The organism is Fundidesulfovibrio soli (genome assembly GCF_022808695.1).
Taxonomy (GTDB): domain Bacteria; phylum Desulfobacterota; class Desulfovibrionia; order Desulfovibrionales; family Desulfovibrionaceae; genus Fundidesulfovibrio; species Fundidesulfovibrio soli.
Genome location: NZ_JAKZKW010000023.1, coordinates 51,471 through 67,195 on the forward strand (window position 1 = coordinate 51,471; position 15,725 = coordinate 67,195).

General features: G+C 67.8%; 10 protein-coding genes and 1 tRNA gene. 7 read left to right on the forward strand and 4 right to left on the reverse strand.

The genetic code is table 11. The features are described 5' to 3' along the window. Positions 1–233: 233 nt before the first annotated feature. Positions 234–1,490, reverse strand: a complete 1,257-nt coding sequence (gene murA, locus MLE18_RS15680; RefSeq protein ID WP_243439742.1) for a UDP-N-acetylglucosamine 1-carboxyvinyltransferase — start codon at positions 1,488–1,490, stop codon at positions 234–236. A 194-nt stretch (positions 1,491–1,684) separates the two neighbouring features. Here murA and MLE18_RS15685 point away from each other — a divergent pair. After that, positions 1,685–1,760, forward strand: a tRNA-His gene (locus tag MLE18_RS15685). A 68-nt stretch (positions 1,761–1,828) separates the two neighbouring features. Here the strand turns inward: MLE18_RS15685 and MLE18_RS15690 are convergent. From MLE18_RS15690 to MLE18_RS15700, 3 genes are all read right to left on the reverse strand, one after another. After that, positions 1,829–2,245 carry a carboxymuconolactone decarboxylase family protein gene (locus MLE18_RS15690; RefSeq protein WP_243439743.1) on the reverse strand — a complete coding sequence of 139 codons (417 nt, stop codon included), beginning with the start codon at positions 2,243–2,245 and terminating at the stop codon, positions 1,829–1,831. A 54-nt stretch (positions 2,246–2,299) separates the two neighbouring features. Continuing rightward, positions 2,300–3,757 carry an outer membrane homotrimeric porin gene (locus tag MLE18_RS15695; protein WP_243439744.1) on the reverse strand — a complete coding sequence of 486 codons (1,458 nt, stop codon included), beginning with the start codon at positions 3,755–3,757 and terminating at the stop codon, positions 2,300–2,302. A 176-nt stretch (positions 3,758–3,933) separates the two neighbouring features. Continuing rightward, the gene (locus MLE18_RS15700; RefSeq protein WP_243439745.1) at positions 3,934–5,388 is read right to left on the reverse strand and encodes an outer membrane homotrimeric porin; all 1,455 of its coding nucleotides are present in this window, start codon (positions 5,386–5,388) and stop codon (positions 3,934–3,936) included. Positions 5,389–5,634: 246 nt separating this feature from the next. On the opposite strand from MLE18_RS15700, the gene MLE18_RS15705 reads away from it, so the two are divergent. From MLE18_RS15705 to selB, 6 genes are all read left to right on the forward strand, one after another. Further along, positions 5,635–6,792: an acyltransferase family protein gene (locus MLE18_RS15705; RefSeq protein ID WP_243439746.1), complete on the forward strand. Its 1,158-nt coding sequence runs from the start codon at positions 5,635–5,637 to the stop codon at positions 6,790–6,792. 520 nt (positions 6,793–7,312) lie between these two features. After that, complete coding sequence (locus MLE18_RS15710) at positions 7,313–9,175, forward strand: methyl-accepting chemotaxis protein (protein WP_243439747.1); 1,863 nt, start codon at positions 7,313–7,315, stop codon at positions 9,173–9,175. A gap of 138 nt (positions 9,176–9,313) precedes the next feature. Continuing rightward, positions 9,314–10,681, forward strand: a complete 1,368-nt coding sequence (locus MLE18_RS15715) for an L-serine ammonia-lyase (RefSeq protein ID WP_243439748.1) — start codon at positions 9,314–9,316, stop codon at positions 10,679–10,681. Between the two features lie 67 nt (positions 10,682–10,748). Further along, positions 10,749–12,164: an L-seryl-tRNA(Sec) selenium transferase gene (gene selA, locus MLE18_RS15720; protein WP_243439749.1), complete on the forward strand. Its 1,416-nt coding sequence runs from the start codon at positions 10,749–10,751 to the stop codon at positions 12,162–12,164. Between the two features lie 58 nt (positions 12,165–12,222). Continuing rightward, positions 12,223–13,632, forward strand: coding sequence for an aminopeptidase (locus tag MLE18_RS15725; RefSeq protein ID WP_243439750.1), 1,410 nt, complete (start codon positions 12,223–12,225; stop codon positions 13,630–13,632). Positions 13,633–13,737: 105 nt separating this feature from the next. Then, a complete protein-coding gene (gene selB, locus MLE18_RS15730; protein WP_243439751.1) occupies positions 13,738–15,642 on the forward strand; it encodes a selenocysteine-specific translation elongation factor in 1,905 nt (634 codons plus the stop codon). The last annotated feature ends 83 nt before the right edge of the window (positions 15,643–15,725 follow it).

Sequence of the window (15,725 nt, forward strand, 5' to 3'; positions counted from 1 at the left end):
AAGCGTTTTAAATCACTGTTTCCGTGTGTTCAATATCCGGTTTGTTTAAATTTTTAAGCCATGTACTAGTTTAATGACCTCGTTGATTTTCCGGGCTGGTAAGGTGGGGTGTTGTTGCGTTGACTATTTTGGGACATCATAAGCATTACTTGGTTTGATGACAAGCTGCCGCTATGGCTTAGGCTATACAAAAAGGAAGAGGGCCTGCCAGGGCAGCAGGCCCGGGCTGGGGGTCACTCCTTGGCGCGGGTGATGCGGGCGCCCAGGGCCTGGAGCTTGACCTCCATGGCCTCGTAGCCCCGGTCCAGGTGGTAGATGCGCGCCACCTCGGTGGTGCCCTTGGCCGCGAGGCCCGCCACCACCAGGGAGGCGGAGGCCCGCAGGTCCGAGGCCATCACGGGCGCGCCCGCGAGGCGCGGCACCCCGCGCACGAAGGCGCTCTGGGAGCTGACGTTGATCTTCGCGCCCAGGCGCATCAGCTCCTGTACGTGCATGAAGCGGTTCTCGAAGATGGTCTCGCGGATGGTGCCCGCCCCGGAGGAGACGCACATCAGGGCCATGAGCTGGGCCTGCATGTCGGTGGGGAAGCCGGGGTAGGGGCGGGTGGTCACGTCCATGCAGGTCAGCTCGCCGCCCCTGCGGGCGCGCACCAGGCCGCCGTCGGCCTCCTCGATGCTCACGCCCATCTCGCGCAGTTTGCTGCACACGGCGTCCAGCGCGCCCATGGGGCAGTTCTCCAGCAGCAGGTCTCCGTCGGTCATGGCGGCGGCCACCAGGTAGGTGCCCGCCTCGATGCGGTCGGGCATGACGGAGTACTCGCAGCCCGAGAGCGACTCCACGCCCTCGATGCGGATCACGGGGGTGCCGTGCCCGGTGATCCTGGCCCCGCAGGCGATGAGGAACTCGGCCAGGTCGGTGATCTCGGGCTCGCGCGCGGCGTTCTCCAGGATGGTCTCGCCCTCGGCCAGGGTGGCGGCCATGAGCAGGTTTTCGGTGCCTCCCACGGTGACCTGGTCGAAGAGGATCTTGGCCCCGTGCAGGCGGCCGGCCTTGCCCTCGATATAGCCGGAGTCCAGGTCGAACTGCGCGCCCATCTTCTCCAGAGCGGTGAGGTGCAGGTTCACCGGGCGCGCGCCGATGGCGCAGCCGCCGGGCAGGGCAACCCGGGCCTCGCCCAGGCGGGCCAGCAGCGGCCCGAGGCAGAGCACGGAGGCGCGCATGGTCTTCACCAGGTCGTAGGGGGCCTCGGGGGTCAGGCCCGCGCCAGGCTTCACGGTGGCCGCGCCGTCCTCGAAGGAGGTCTCCATGCCCAGGATGTTCAGGAGCTTCAGCGTGGTGTTGATGTCGCGCAGCCTGGGCACGTTGGTGTAGGTGACGGGGCTGTCGAGCAGGATGGCGGCCATGAGGATGGGCAGGGCCGCGTTCTTCGAGCCGGAGACGCGCACGCGCCCGTGCAGGGGCGTGCCGCCTTCGATGACCAGTTTGTCCATGGATATCCTCGCGCTATGGGGTGCGGCCTTGGGCGAACGCCTGCGGCCGCGCACGGTGTTGTGGTTTGGGACCAGCGGGTTGGCCCGCGGTCCGGCTCCCCTGTAGCGTGAAGCGGGCGCGTGCTCAAGGGATAGAAACGGGCGAAAGATGCTTGACCGCACCCCTGGCTTGGGATAAGTGCCTTGGTTCGACGGTGGCTGTAGCTCAGTTGGCAGAGCACCAGGTTGTGGCCCTGGGGGCCGTGGGTTCAAGCCCCATCAGCCACCCCATCGAGCAAGTGAAACCCCGGAAGCCTTTTGGCTTCCGGGGTTTTTTGCGTCCGTGTTCCCGCGAAGGGTCAGCCCGGGCCGCACTCGGACTCGCAGCCAGGGGTGGGGCCAGGGGCCGCGTGCCTGCAAGCCTGCCTGACCTCCCGCTTGAAGAGCTCGAAATCCACCTGCATGCCGTTGATGTAGGCGCTCCAGCCAGCGCTGGACTTGGCGTAGTGCACCGCGTCCTCGATTTCGGCCTCGGTGGCGCCGTTGAGCCTGGCCATCTCGGTGTGGAAGAACGCGCAGTACTTGCATTTGGTGGCCGCTGACAGGGCCACCCCGATCAACTCGCGGTACTTGTTGGGGATAGGCCCCGGCACGAGCTGCACCTGCTTGAAGAGGTTCCACTCCAATTCCAGCGATCCATCCGGAATGGACTTGAACATGGTGGGCACCAGCCCGAACATCTCCTCCATCTCCTTGTAGATTTCTTCCCTGGTCATGGGGTCCTCCTTACCCTTTTCTACGCTATCCGCATCCCGAGCCGGATAAGCGTCTTAGAACCTGTAGTTCAGGCCGAAGGCCACTTTCACGGCGTCGCCGCCCCTGGCCTCGTTGACCAGGCGCGAACCCCAGACGCTCTTCAGGAAGGAGCCGTGCGCCCAGCCCGCCTCCACGATGGCCGCGAGGTTCTCATAGATGGCGTACTGGTTGTCGAAGTTGATGCCCAGGACGTATTCGCCCACGGCAAGGTCGCGGCCCATCTGCACGTAGTTGCCGGTGCCGGTCAGCAGGGTGGCGTTGCGCAGCGCCCGGCCGCTGTTGTTGCCCTGGGCGTAGGTGAAAGTCAGCCGGTGGGTGAGGTTCTCGATGAAGGAGACCTTGTTCAGCGAGGCGGCGAAGCCCCAGGAGCCCATGGCGTTGAGCCCCATGTTGCCCGCGCCGAAGGCCTGGTTCGAGTCGAACAGGAAGGAAGTGGACGGCCCCCAGGAACCGACGACGGAGGGCATGCGCTCTGAGCCGTTGCGGGTGGAGCCGTCTTCGCCGGTGCCGTACCAGAAGCTGGCCTGCGGGGTGAGCGCGGAGAACCCGGTGTATTCGGCGGCCAGGTCGAAGAACATGCCCGCGCGCCGGTTGGCGCTCTTGTCCGAGGCGTTGCCCTCGCCGTAGACTACGTCGCCGTAGAACTTGAAGGGGTCCAGGGCGGTGACCGCGACGGACGCGCCAACCCACCAATAGGCGTTCTGGGCGTTGCGGAAGGTGGCCCCGGGAGCGAGCGAGGCGGCGGAGAGCAGGTTGGTGGCCAGGGTCTGGTTGGAATAGCGCGGCGAGGCGCCGGCGAAGGTGCTGGCGTAGCCCGCCGCGCGCCCGGCCACGGCGAGCATGGCCCACGGGGTGGCCTTGAAGCCCTCGAAGGTCACGGGCAGGGTCAGGAAGTACCCGTCGAACTCGTCCGCCACCTGGGTCGTGGTGGTGTCGAAATCCTTGTTGGTGTCAAGGAAGCGGATGAAGCCGCCGTTGACCTTGAACTGCTCGGTCACGGGCGCCGAGAAGGTGGCCCCCGCCGCGCGGGTACCGCCGATCACCGGGCTCGTGTTGAGCACGCTGGGGCCGGAAATGGGCAGGTCGATGTCCTGCAGGCCAACGGTGAACTCCAGGTCGGTCCCGGGCCATTTGAACTGCAGGAAGGCCTGGTAGACGTCGATGGCGGTGGTGGGGTTGTCCACGGTGAAGGTGTCGTTGCCCCAGGCCCGGTTGTTGACGCGGATGCCGAAACGGAACTTGAGCCCCTCGTTGGCGATGAAATCGGTACGCAGGCGCAGGCGCTCCCATATGGTCAGGGGGTCGCCGGTGGTTGTGGCCTTGTAGTTCCACCCTGTGTAGTTCACGTGGCTCCAGGCGTTGCCCCACACGCGGGCCTCGCCCGTCATCCTGACCTCGGTCGCGGCCATGGCCGCCGTGGCGCAGCCCAGGGTTAGGGCTGCCAGAACGGCCAGGCTTGCAAGGCGCTTCATTGTGCCCGTCTCCTTTACCGTTGAGGGTTGAACGCGGGCCGCAAATCAGCCCTTGTCTGCGGAAGAACCAACAGAGAGGATAACGTACCCTTCGCTTTCGCGGCAAGCTATACAGTCGCCATTCCGGTGTTTGGGGTGATGGGATGCCCCGATCGAAGGCGCCCGGCCGCACCCGCTCAGAACTTGTACTGCAGGCCGAAGGCCACCTTCCAGGCGTCCCCGTTTCTGGCCTGGTTCACGAAACGCCGCCCCCAGACGCTCTGCTGGAATTGGCCGTGGGCCCAGCCGGTCTCCACGATGAGCGCCAGGTTGTTGTACACGTCGTACGTGGTGTCGAAGTTGAGGCCCATGACGTGCTCGTTGACGGTCAGGTCTCGGCCCATCTGCACATACGTGCCCACGCCCGTGAGCAGGTTGGCGTTGCGCAGGGCGCGGGGGCTGTTGGTGCCCCAGGCGTAGGCGAAGGTCAGGCGGTGGGTCATGTCCTGCAGGAAGGTGATCGCGTTCAGGGAAAGGGCGAAGCCCGCCGAGCCCATGGGGTTCAGCCCCATGGAGTTCTCGCCGAAGGCCTGGTTGGAATCGAACAGGAAGGAGGTGGAGGGCCCCCAGGATCCCACCACGGCGGGCATGCGTTCGGAGCCGTTGCGGGTGGAGCTGTCCTCGCCGCTGGAATACCAGAAGGCCGCCTGGGGGGTGAAGTACATCAGGTTGGTGTATTCGGCGGCCACGTCCAGGAAAAAGCCGCCGCGCCTGTTGGACTTCCTGTCGCCGGCGTTGCCCTGGCCGAAGATCACGTCGGCGTAGAACTTGAACGGGTCCGCGCTGGTGACGGCCACCGAGGCCCCCGCCCACCAGGAGAGGTTCTGGGCGTTGCGGAACGTGGCCCCCGGGGCCAGGGAGGCCGCCGGGAACAGGTTGGTGGCCAGGCTTTGGTTGGTGTAGCGCGGGGTGTTGCCCACCAGGACGGAGTAGTTCGCGTTCCTCCCGGCCACGCCGAGCATGGCCCAGGGGGTGGCCTTGAAGCCGTCCAGAGGGATGGGAAGCGTCATGAGGTAGGCGTCGAACTCGTCGGCCACCTGGGTGGTCGTGGGGTCGAAATCCTTGTTGGTGTCGAGGAAGCGGATGAACCCGGCGGTGAGCTTGAGGCCAGCCCCCCCTGGGACGGTGACCAGGGCGGCGGCGGCCCTGGTGCCTCCGAACACCGGGCTGGTGTTCAACAGGCCCGGCGCGGAGATGGGCAGGTCGATGTCCTGCAGTCCGACGGTGAACTCCACGTCCGAGCCGGGCCATTTGAACTGCAGGTAGGCCTGGTAGACGTCGATGGCGGTGGTGGGGTTGTCCACCGTGAAGGTGTCGTTGCCCCAGGCCCTGTTGTTGACCCGGATGCCCATGCGCAGCTTCAGGTTCTCGTTGGCGATGAAGTCGGTGCGCAGGCGGAAGCGCTCCCAGATGGTCAGGGGGTCGCCTGTAGTCGTCCCCCGGGCGTTCCAGCCGGTGTAATTGATGCGTGTCCAGGAGTTGCCCCAGATTCTCGCGTCTCCCGTCACTTTGACGGAGGTCGCCGCGAAGGCCGCAGCGGCGTAGCTAACAACAACGGCTGCGATCAGGGCCATGCTGACGATACGCTTCATCATCATTCGCTCCTTGTGCTGCGCAGTGTCGCGGACGGACGTCGGAAGGCCGGTTCGGGCCTGGAGAATGGGCTTCGCCCAGAGGTAGCCCGAATCGGGCCTTTTGGGCAAGCGGCCGGGGCTTGGCCGGGCACGTTCGGCCTGCACCGCGGCTAAGCGACGGCGTTCTTGCCATTCGCCCGGTTCCGTATGATAGCAGACTCACCCGCGCGAGCGGGGCATTTTTCTTCCATCGGGGCGAGCGGCATGGGCAAGAGCGGCGGCAGGCGGATCGTGTCCGTGGATTTCCTCCGGGGGCTGACGGTGGCCTTCATGGTGGTGGCCAACAACCCCGGGGACACCATGTACATCTACCGCGAGATGGTGCACTCCCATTGGCACGGCTGGACCGCCGTGGATTTCATCTTCCCCATGTTCCTCTTCCTCGTGGGCGTCTCCGTGGCGCTTGCCGTCCGCCGGGACCCGCCGCCCCAGGGGATCTGGCTTGGCGCGGTGAGGCGCGCGGGCGTCATCTTCTGCACGGGCCTGGTCGTGAACGGCTTTCCCTCCTTCAATCTGGAAACGCTGCGGATTCCGGGAGTGTTGCAGCGCATCGCCGTGGTCTACCTGGTCACGCTCTGGCTGCACCTGAAGCTCTCCAGGGACGGGGTGCTGGGCGTGGCCCTGGGCATCCTGGTGGGCTACTGGCTGCTTTGGGCCTTCGTACCGGTGCCGGGGCTGGGCTATCCGACCCTGGACATGGAGTACAACCTGGAAGGCTGGCTGGACCAGATGCTCCTGCGCGGCCACATCTGGGAATACGACACCTCGTGGGACCCCGAGGGCCTGTTGTCCACGCTGCCCTGCGTGGCCCTGGCCCTGTTCGGGGTGCTCGCCGGCCGCTGGCTCAAGCGCGGCGGGGAGGACCCGGGCTGGGGCTCCGTGTTCCTGATCGGGTTCTGGCTGCACCTGGGCGGGCTGGCCTGGGACGAATGGTTTCCCATCAACAAGGTCATCACCACCAGCTCTTTCGTGATGTTCGTGGGCGGCTTCGGCCTGATGCTCACCGCCCTGGCCCATCGCCTGCTGGACAGGGCGGAGCGCGGGCGCTGGATGGCCCCGGTCCTGGCTCTGGGCAGGCACGCCCTGCCCGTATTCGTGATCTCGCAGATCGTGACCCAGGTGCTCTACGTCACACGTTTGCCCGGCGGCAGGAGGGGGCTTGGCAAAAGCCTGCACTTCTGGCTCTTCGACGGATTCTTCGGCTTCGTCGGGGACAGGTATGCTGCCTCCCTGGCCTGGGGCGTGGGGCTGCTCCTGGCGTTGACGCTCGGGGTGATGGCCTGGGATTTCCTCGTCTCCCTGCACGCCCGCAGAACCAGCGATTGGCCCCCCACCGGCGGGCGGTACGGGGTCCGCAAGTAGTTGGGGGGCCCTCCCCGCGGAGGGCTGCGGGTTTTTTTCCGCTTCGGCGTTTTTCTCCTTTCCTCCAAGTGCTCCGCCTGATAGAGGTCAGGTGCCTTAATCACTGCCACAGGGCGGCGGGGTTTCCAACCAACCCAACCTCGCCGCCCTTTAACTCGCCCTATGCAGTGAGGTCAGAACGTTTCTTCTTTCGTATTTGTTGGCGCTAAAGTTTTGCGATGAACCGCCGATGATGCACGTTGGCAGGCCGCGAGGTGGACACGGGCTTGGGTGCATGGGGTCTGAGGCTTGAAGCAAGAGTCCTGGCTTCGGCGGGGCGGTTCGTAAAGCCGGTTGTGCCGCACCCCCAAAAAAGCATACCAAAGTGGTCGCATATCCAGTTTGCCAATTCTTCGAGAGTGATTAATTTGGATTTGTGGTGCTATGTCGCGGCTTCCGTCGGCGGACGTCCGCCGGAAATTTCGCGCAGAGTTCGGAAAGGTCCCAGTTGTTGCATGAGCAAGGGCCGAAAGGGGGAGTTGTGAATAACATTCGCGTTGGAGTCAGGCTGGTTGCCGCGTTTATCGTCGTATCGGTGCTCACGTCCGTTGTCGGGCTCGTTGGATATCTCGGGCTCAACTCGGCCAAAGACCATGTAGATGCGAGCACAAGGCTCTACATTCCGGCGATCACCGAATTGACCACCATCCGCTTCAACCTGCGCAACATCGTCGTGGCGCAGCGCACGCTGCTGACGGAGTCCATCCTGCCGCAGGAGCGCCAGCGCCAGAGGGACAACATCCAGAACGCCCGCAAAAACTACCGGGAGGCCCTGGACCGCTTCGAGAAGCTCAACCATTCCCAGGAGGCCCTGGCCGCCTGGGGCGTCTTCAAGACAATCCTGCCGGAAACCCGCGAGATCAACGATAAGATCACCGAGGTCGTGGAGGCCTGGGAGAAGAACCTCGATAACAAGTCCCTGGCGCTCGAAGCGGAGAAGGCCGTGATCGAGCGGGGCGGCGAGGTCAACCGCAAGCTCAACGACGCCCTGGGCAAGGTCATCGCGATCTATGCGCGAAGCGCCGAGGCCGACTCCCTGGAGGCCGACGCCGCCATCAGCTGGCAGAACAAGCTGCTGCTGTCGCTGGCCATTGCCGCGCCCATCCTTTCGGTGCTGGTCGGCGTGTACGTGACACGCACCATCGTGCGTCCGCTCAGGGGGGCCATGAATTTCTCCGGGGCCGTCGCGGAAGGCAACCTCAACGCCAGCCTGGACGTGCATCAGAAGGACGAGGTGGGCAGGCTGGCTGACGGCCTGCGCGCCATGGTGGCCGCCCTGAAGGAGAAGATTGCCGAGGCCGACCAGAAGAGCGCCCAGGCCGAGCGCGAGGCCGAGGCCGCGCGCGTGGCCACGGCCGAGGCCCAGGAAGCCAAGGCCCAGGCGGAGCGCGCCAAGGCAGAGGGCATGCTCCAGGCCGCCAACGAGCTTGAAGGCGTGGTGGAGATCGTCACCAGCGCCTCGGAGCAGCTCGCGGCGCAGGTGGAGCAGTCCAGCCGGGGCGCCGAGGGCCAGGCCCAGCGCGTGGGCGAGACAGCCACCGCCATGGAGGAGATGAACGCCACCGTGCTGGAGGTGGCCCGCAACGCCTCCCAGGCCGCCGAAACCTCCGACAGGGCCAGGATGAAGGCCGAGGAAGGCTCGCAGGTGGTGGGCCGCGTGGTGGAGGGCATCGGCGAGGTGCAGAAGAATTCCCTGAAGCTCAAGCAGGACATGACCGAGCTCGGCCAGCAGGCCGAAGGCATCGGCAGGATCATGGGCGTCATCTCCGACATCGCGGACCAGACCAACCTGCTGGCGCTCAACGCCGCCATCGAGGCCGCCCGCGCGGGCGACGCCGGACGGGGCTTCGCGGTGGTGGCCGACGAGGTGCGCAAGCTGGCCGAGAAGACCATGACCGCCACCAAGGAAGTGGGCGACGCCATCCGGGGCATCCAGCAGGGAACCCAGAGCAACGTCGTCAACGTGGAGAAGGCCGCCGGGATCATCGCCGAGGCCACTGAGCTGGCCGCCAGGTCCGGCGAGGCCCTGCGCGAGATCGTCACCCTGGTGGACCTCTCCTCCGACCAGGTGCGCGCCATCGCCACGGCCTCGGAGCAGCAGTCCGCCGCCAGCGAGGAGATCAACCGCTCCATAGAGGACATCAGCAGGATTTCCGCCGAGACCTCCGAGGGCATGCGCCAGTCCGCCCTGGCCGTGGAGGAGCTGGCCAACCAGGCCCAGGTGCTCAAGAACCTCATCGGGCAGATGCAGGCCGAAGGCTCGGGCGCGGCCCTGCCCGCGGGGGGCTCCCAGCTGCGCCTGGCGGCGGTGGCTCACAAGAAGCCCCGGGCCCTGGCAGCCTAGCCCTTCCCTGCGAACGTTTAGACCGGACCGGCGCGCAGCCATGCGCGCCGGTCTTTTTTTCGTTCCCGGGGGGGCGCCAGGGGCCTCGGGGCCCCGTGCCGGTGGCATTCGGCGCGGTTTTAGGCTACCGGAGGCTCCATGAACCCCGTGACCACCTCCATTTTCGAGCTGTTCAAGGTCGGGCCCGGCCCTTCGAGTTCCCACACCATCGGCCCCATGCTCGCCTCGGTCGAGTTCATGGCCCAGGCCGCCGAACTGCCCAGCCAGACCCTGGACCGGGCGGCGGGCCTGCGGGTGACGCTGCTCGGCTCCCTGGCGGCCACGGGCCGGGGCCACGGCACCGTGCGGGCCGTGCTGGCCGGGCTCATGGGCAACCGGCCCCAGAGCTGCCCCCCGGACATCCTGGACAGCCTCTCCGGGTTCGAGTCCGGCACGGTGCTGCTGGCCGGGCGGACCCTGCCGCTGCGCGAGGCCGACATCGTCTTCGACATGCTCGCCAGGGCGGAGCGCCATCCCAACACCATGATCTTCCGCCTGCTGGACGTCGATGGAGCCGCCCTGTTCGAGCGCGAGGCCTACTCCGTGGGCGGCGGGTTCATCGAATGGCGGGACCAGCCCCCGGCCCAGCGCCCGGCTCCGGCCTATCCCTACGACTCCATGCTCGGTTTCAGGGAGGTGCTGGCCGCCACGGGCCTGACCCTGCCCGAGGTGATGATCGCCAACGAGGCCGCCCTCACCGGGCAGACCCCCAAGCAGATCGAGGCCCGCATCGAGGACGTGATGCGCGCCATGGAGGACGCCGTGGAGCGCGGCCTGGAGACCGAGGGCGTGCTGCCCGGGCCGCTGGGGCTCAACCGCAAGGCCAAGGCCCTCTTCGAGCGCTACCGGCAGGACCCCCAGATGCACGACAGGCCCATCCTGGCCCTGTGCGCCTGCGCCTTCGCCGCTTCGGAGGAGAACGCCGCCGGGCACACCATCGTCACCGCGCCCACTTCGGGCGGTTCGGGCGTGCTGGCTGCGGTGCTCTACGTCACCAAGAACCTGCGGCCCACGGCCGGGGTGTTCCGCAAGGCCCTGCGCGACGGCATGCTGGCCGCCGCCCTGGTGGGGATGCTGGCCAAGCACAACGCCTCGGTGAGCGGGGCTGAGGTGGGCTGCCAGGGCGAGGTGGGGGTGGCCTCGGCCATGTCCGCCGCGTTCCTGGCCCAGGTCTACGGGCATGAGGCCAAGCTGGTGGAGAACGCGGCGGAGACCGCGCTGGAGCACCACCTGGGGCTCACCTGCGACCCGGTGCAGGGCTACGTGCAGATTCCCTGCATCGAGCGCAACGCCATGGGCGCGGTGAAGGCCTACGCCGCCTATCAGATCGCGGCGGCGGTGGTGTCGTCCTACCACATGGTGGGGCTGGACCAGGCCATCAAGGCCATGGCCGAGACCGGGCGCGACATGTGCGCCAAATACAAGGAGACCGCCCAGGGCGGGCTGGCCACCACGGTACGCTGCTAGCCGCCGGTCAGATTGCCTTCGACCGGGATGTGGGCTAATTCCCCATATCTTTGCGGGGAGAGCCACCATGCCCAACACCCTTTTCCGTCTGCTGCCCTCCATGGACCGCGTGCTGGCCGCCCTGGAAGGCCGCCCGGAGCTTTCCGGCGCGCCCAGGCCCCTGGTGCGCGAGGCGGCGCAGGCCTTCCTGGACGCCCAGCGCGAGGAGATCCGCTCCGGCCTGGTCGCGGACCCCTCCCAGCTGGAGTGGGAGCGCCTGGCCCCGCGCCTGGAGTGCTTCGTGCGCTCTTTCGTGCGCCCGCGCTTCCGCCGGGTGCTCAACGGCACGGGCGTGGTGGTGCACACCAACCTGGGCCGCTCCATCCTGGCCGAAAGCGCCACCCGCGCGGTGCAGAGCGCCTGCGCGCACTATTCCAACCTGGAGTTCGACCTGGACACGGGCCAGCGCGGCAGCCGCTACAGCCACGTGGAAGGCCTGCTGACCCACCTCACCGGGGCCGAGGCCGCCGTGGTGGTCAACAACAACGCGGCCGCCGTTTTCTTGGTGCTGGAGAGCCTGTGCAAGGGCCGCGAGGTGGTGGTTTCGCGCGGGCAGCTGGTGGAGATCGGCGGCTCGTTCCGCGTGCCCGAGGTGATGGCCAAGTCCGGCGCGATCCTCAAGGAGGTGGGGGCCACCAACCGCACCCACCTGCGCGACTACCGCCAGGCCGTTGGCCCGGAAACGGCCGCGCTCATGCGCGTGCACACCTCGAACTTCAGGATCATCGGCTTCACCAAGGAAGTGCCCCTGGAGGAACTGGCCGGCCTGGGCCGGGAACTCAACCTGCCCGTCATCGAGGACCTGGGCAGCGGCACCCTCTTCGACTTCGCCCAGGCCGGACTGCCCGGCGAGCCCACCGTGCGCGAGGTGGTGGCCCAGGGGGCGGACGTGGTCTGCTTCAGCGGGGACAAGGTGCTGGGCGGGCCGCAGGCGGGCATCATCGTGGGCCGCAAGCAATACGTCGACGTGATCCGGCGCAACCAGCTGAACCGGGCCCTGCGCATCGACAAGATGACCCTGGCCGCCCTGGAGGCCACCCTGCGCCTCTACCTGGACCCGGAGCTGGCCCGCGCCCAGGTGCCCACCCTGGCCATGATCTGCGCCGCCCCCAAGGAGCTGGCCGCCAAGGCCCGCGCCCTGGCCGGGCTGCTGCGCCGCAGGCTGGGCAACGTGCTGGAGGCCTCGACGGTGCCCGGAGCTTCGCGCGTGGGCGGGGGAGCCTTCCCCGAGCGCGACCTGCCCACCACGCTGGTGCGCCTTGAGCCTCGCGACGCCTCAATCAGCGCCGACGCCCTGCGCGAGCGCCTGCTCGGCACGGACCCGCCCCTGGTGGGCCGCATCGAGGACGGCCGCTTCTGCCTGGACCCGCGCACCCTGGACAAGAACGAATTTCCCCTGGCCGCCCAGAGCCTGGGCCAGGCCCTGGCGCAAGCCCTGGGCTAGCCCCCGGCTCCGGCCCTGGCCTGAACCGCGACGGATCATCACGCCTCAAGGAGTGAGCATGAAAAGCCTCGAACACGAATCCAAGAACTGCTGGGACGTCTACGCCTCCGAGCAGGACCGCGCCGCCATGGACGCCCTGGCCGCCGGATACGTCTCCTTCCTCTCCACCTGCAAGACCGAGCGCGAGGTGATGCGCTACGTGCGCGAGCGCCTGGCCGCCGCAGGCTACGCCGAGAGCCCCAACGGCGACTTCACGGGCGACGCCTGCTTCCGCATCTTCAAGGGCAAGACCGTGTTCATCGCCCGCAAGGGCAAGCGGCCCCTGTCCGAGGGCTTCCGCCTGCTGGGCGCCCACGCGGACTCCCCCCGCCTGGACCTCAAGCAGCGCCCCCTCTACGAGGATTGCAGCGTCTCCCAGGCCAAGACCCACTACTACGGCGGCATCCGCAAGCACCAGTGGCTGGCGCGGGCCCTGGCCCTGCACGGGGTGGTGGTCAAGGCCGACGGCACCGCCGTGGAGGTGGTCATCGGCGAGGACCCGGCCGACCCGGTGTTCACCATCCCGGACCTGCTGCCCCACCTGGCCTACAAGCAGATGGAGCAGAAGCTCGCCGACGCCTTCGAGGCCGAGAAGCTCAACATCATCATGGGCCACGCCCCGGCGGGCTCGGACGGCGCCACCGTTGAAGGCAAGGCCTGCGACCCCTCCGACGTGAAGTGCAAGCTCAAGTCCCAGGTGCTGACGCTGCTCAACAAGCGCTACGGCATCACCGAGTCCGACCTGTACTCGGCGGAGCTGCAGGCCGTGCCCGCTGGCCCGGCGCGCTACGTGGGCCTGGATTCCGCGCTCATCGGCGGCTACGGCCACGATGACCGCATCTGCGTCTACGCCGGGCTGGAGGCCCTGCTGGCCGCCGAGCAGCCCGAGCACACCCAGATCGTGCTCTTCTGGGACAAGGAGGAGATCGGCTCCGAAGGCTCAACCGGCGCCAGCTCCAAGTTCTTCGAGTACTGCCTGGAGGACCTGATCCACGCCTGGGAGCCGGGTGCGCGCGCCTCGCGCGTGCTGGACGCCTCCAAGGCCGTGTCCGCCGACGTCAACGCCGCCCTGGACCCCGACTACCAGGACGTGCACGAGAAGCTCAACGCCTGCCTCATCGGCCACGGCCCCACGCTCAACAAGTTCACCGGCCATCGCGGCAAGGTGGGCGCCAGCGACGCCCACCCCGAGTACGTGGCCTGGGTCAGGAACGTGCTCGACGGCGCGGGCGTGCCCTGGCAGATGGCGGAGCTGGGCAAGGTGGACCTGGGCGGCGGCGGCACCGTGGCCAAGTTCCTGGCCAAGTACGGCATGGACATCATCGACTTCGGCCCGCCCGTGCTCTCCATGCACAGCCCCCTGGAGCTGGCCAGCAAGGCCGACCTGTACGCCACCATGCTCGCCTACAAGGCGTTCCTGGAGAGCTAGGGTCCGCCGCCGGGAAGCGCATCCGCGTTCTCCGGCAGCAGTGCGAACGGTTCCGCCGGAGCTGGCCCCAGAGGGCCTCTCCGGGGACGCGACACGAGGAGCATCATGCCGGTCATCATGGGCACAGCCGGTCACATCGACCATGGCAAGACCACGCTGGTGAAGGCGCTCACGGGCGTGGACTGCGACCGCCTGGCCGAGGAGAAGAAGCGCGGCATCACCATCGAGCTGGGCTTCGCCTCCATGGAGCTGCCCGGCGGCCAGACGCTCGGCGTGGTGGACGTGCCCGGGCACGAGCGCTTCGTGAAGAACATGGTGGCCGGGGCTGCGGGCATCGACTTCGTGGTCCTGGTGATCGCGGCGGACGAGGGCGTCATGCCCCAGACCCGCGAGCACCTGGAGATCTGCACCCTGCTGGGCGTAACCGACGGCGTGGTGGCCCTGACCAAGGTGGACGCCGTGGACGAGGAGTGGCTGGCCCTGGTCACGGAGGACGTGCGGGCCTACCTGTCGTCCTCCTTCCTGGCCGAGGCCCCGCTGATCCCCGTCTCCGCGCACAACGGGCAGGGGCTCGACGCGCTGCGCGCCGAGCTGGCCCGCCTGGCCGGGGACCACGCGCCCAAGCGCCGCTCCGACCTGGCGCGGCTGCCCATCGACCGGGTGTTCACCATGCGCGGCCACGGCACCGTGGTCACGGGCACGCTCATCTCCGGCACGCTGCACGCGGGCGACGAGGTGACGCTCTACCCCTCTGGCAAGGCCAGCAAGGTGCGCGGCCTGCAGGTGCACGGCCACACGGACGACGCGGCCCGCGCGGGCCAGCGCACCGCCGTGAACCTCATGGGCCTGGAAGTGGAGGACGTTGAGCGCGGCGAGGTGCTGGCCAGGCCGGGCACATTGTTCCCCTCCCTGGCCTGGAACATGGAGGTCACCTGCCTGCCCTCGGCCCACCGGGGCCTGCGCCACAGGGGCGAGGTGCACTTCCACCACGGCACGCGCGAGGTCATGGCCCGGCTCTACTTCCTGGACCGCGACAAGCTGGAGCCCGGGCAGACCGCCCTGTGCCAGGCGCGCTTCGAGTCGCCCCTGGCGGGCGTCACCGGGGACCGCTGCGTCATGCGGGCCTTCTCGCCCCTGCGCACCGTGGCGGGCGGCACCATCATCTCCCCCCTGGCCGGGCGCGTGAAGCGCCACGGCCCGGAGCTGGCCCTGCTGTCCGCGCTGCCCGCCGCCGGGCCGGAGGAGCGGGTGGCCCTGCACCTCAAGCTGCGCGGGCGCGAGGGCGCGAGCTTCGCCGCGCTCATGGTGCTCACGGGGCTCGAGAGCCGCGAATTGGAGAAGGCCCTGCAGGGCTTCTCCGGCAAGGGGCTGGCCAGCCTGTGGGACAAGGAGGCCCGCCAGTGGATCTCCGGCGAGGTCCTGGACGAGCTTTCCGCCGGGCTGCTCGCGCACCTGGCCGCCTTCCACAAGCGCGAGCCGCTCAAGCAGGGCGTGGCCCGGGGGGAGCTGGCCTCCACCTGGGGCAAGGGGCTGCACCCCAAGCTCATGCACTTCCTGGCCGAGCGTCTCATCAAGGCGGGCAAGATCGTGCAGGAGCAGGAGCTCATGCGCCTGCCGGAGCACAGCGTGAGCCTGGGCACGGACCAGGCCGACCTGCGCCAGCGCCTGCTCGGCGTCTACGAGCAGGGCGGGCTGACCCCCCCAAACTACAAGGACGTGCTGGAGCTGCTTGGCGTGGGCCAGAAGGAGGCCCAGCCCGTGTACAAGCTCCTGCAGGACCAGGGCCTGATATCCCGCATCAAGGAGGACATGTACTTCGCCGTGTCCGCCCTGGAGGGGCTCAAGAAGAGCGTGGCCGCCTACTTCGCGGAGCACAAGGAGCTCGGGCCACAGGATTTCCGCGAACTCACGAACCTGACGCGCAAGTTCTCCATTCCCTTGCTGGAATATCTGGACAAGGAGAAGGTGACCATGCGCGTGGGGGACAAGCGCCTGGCCAGGGCCTTGTAAACGCCGACGCCAGCCTTGGGGAGGGGCCAGCGCGCCGGGGAGCCGGTCGATGTTCTTCAAAACCATCGGCAGGCTCCCCGGCG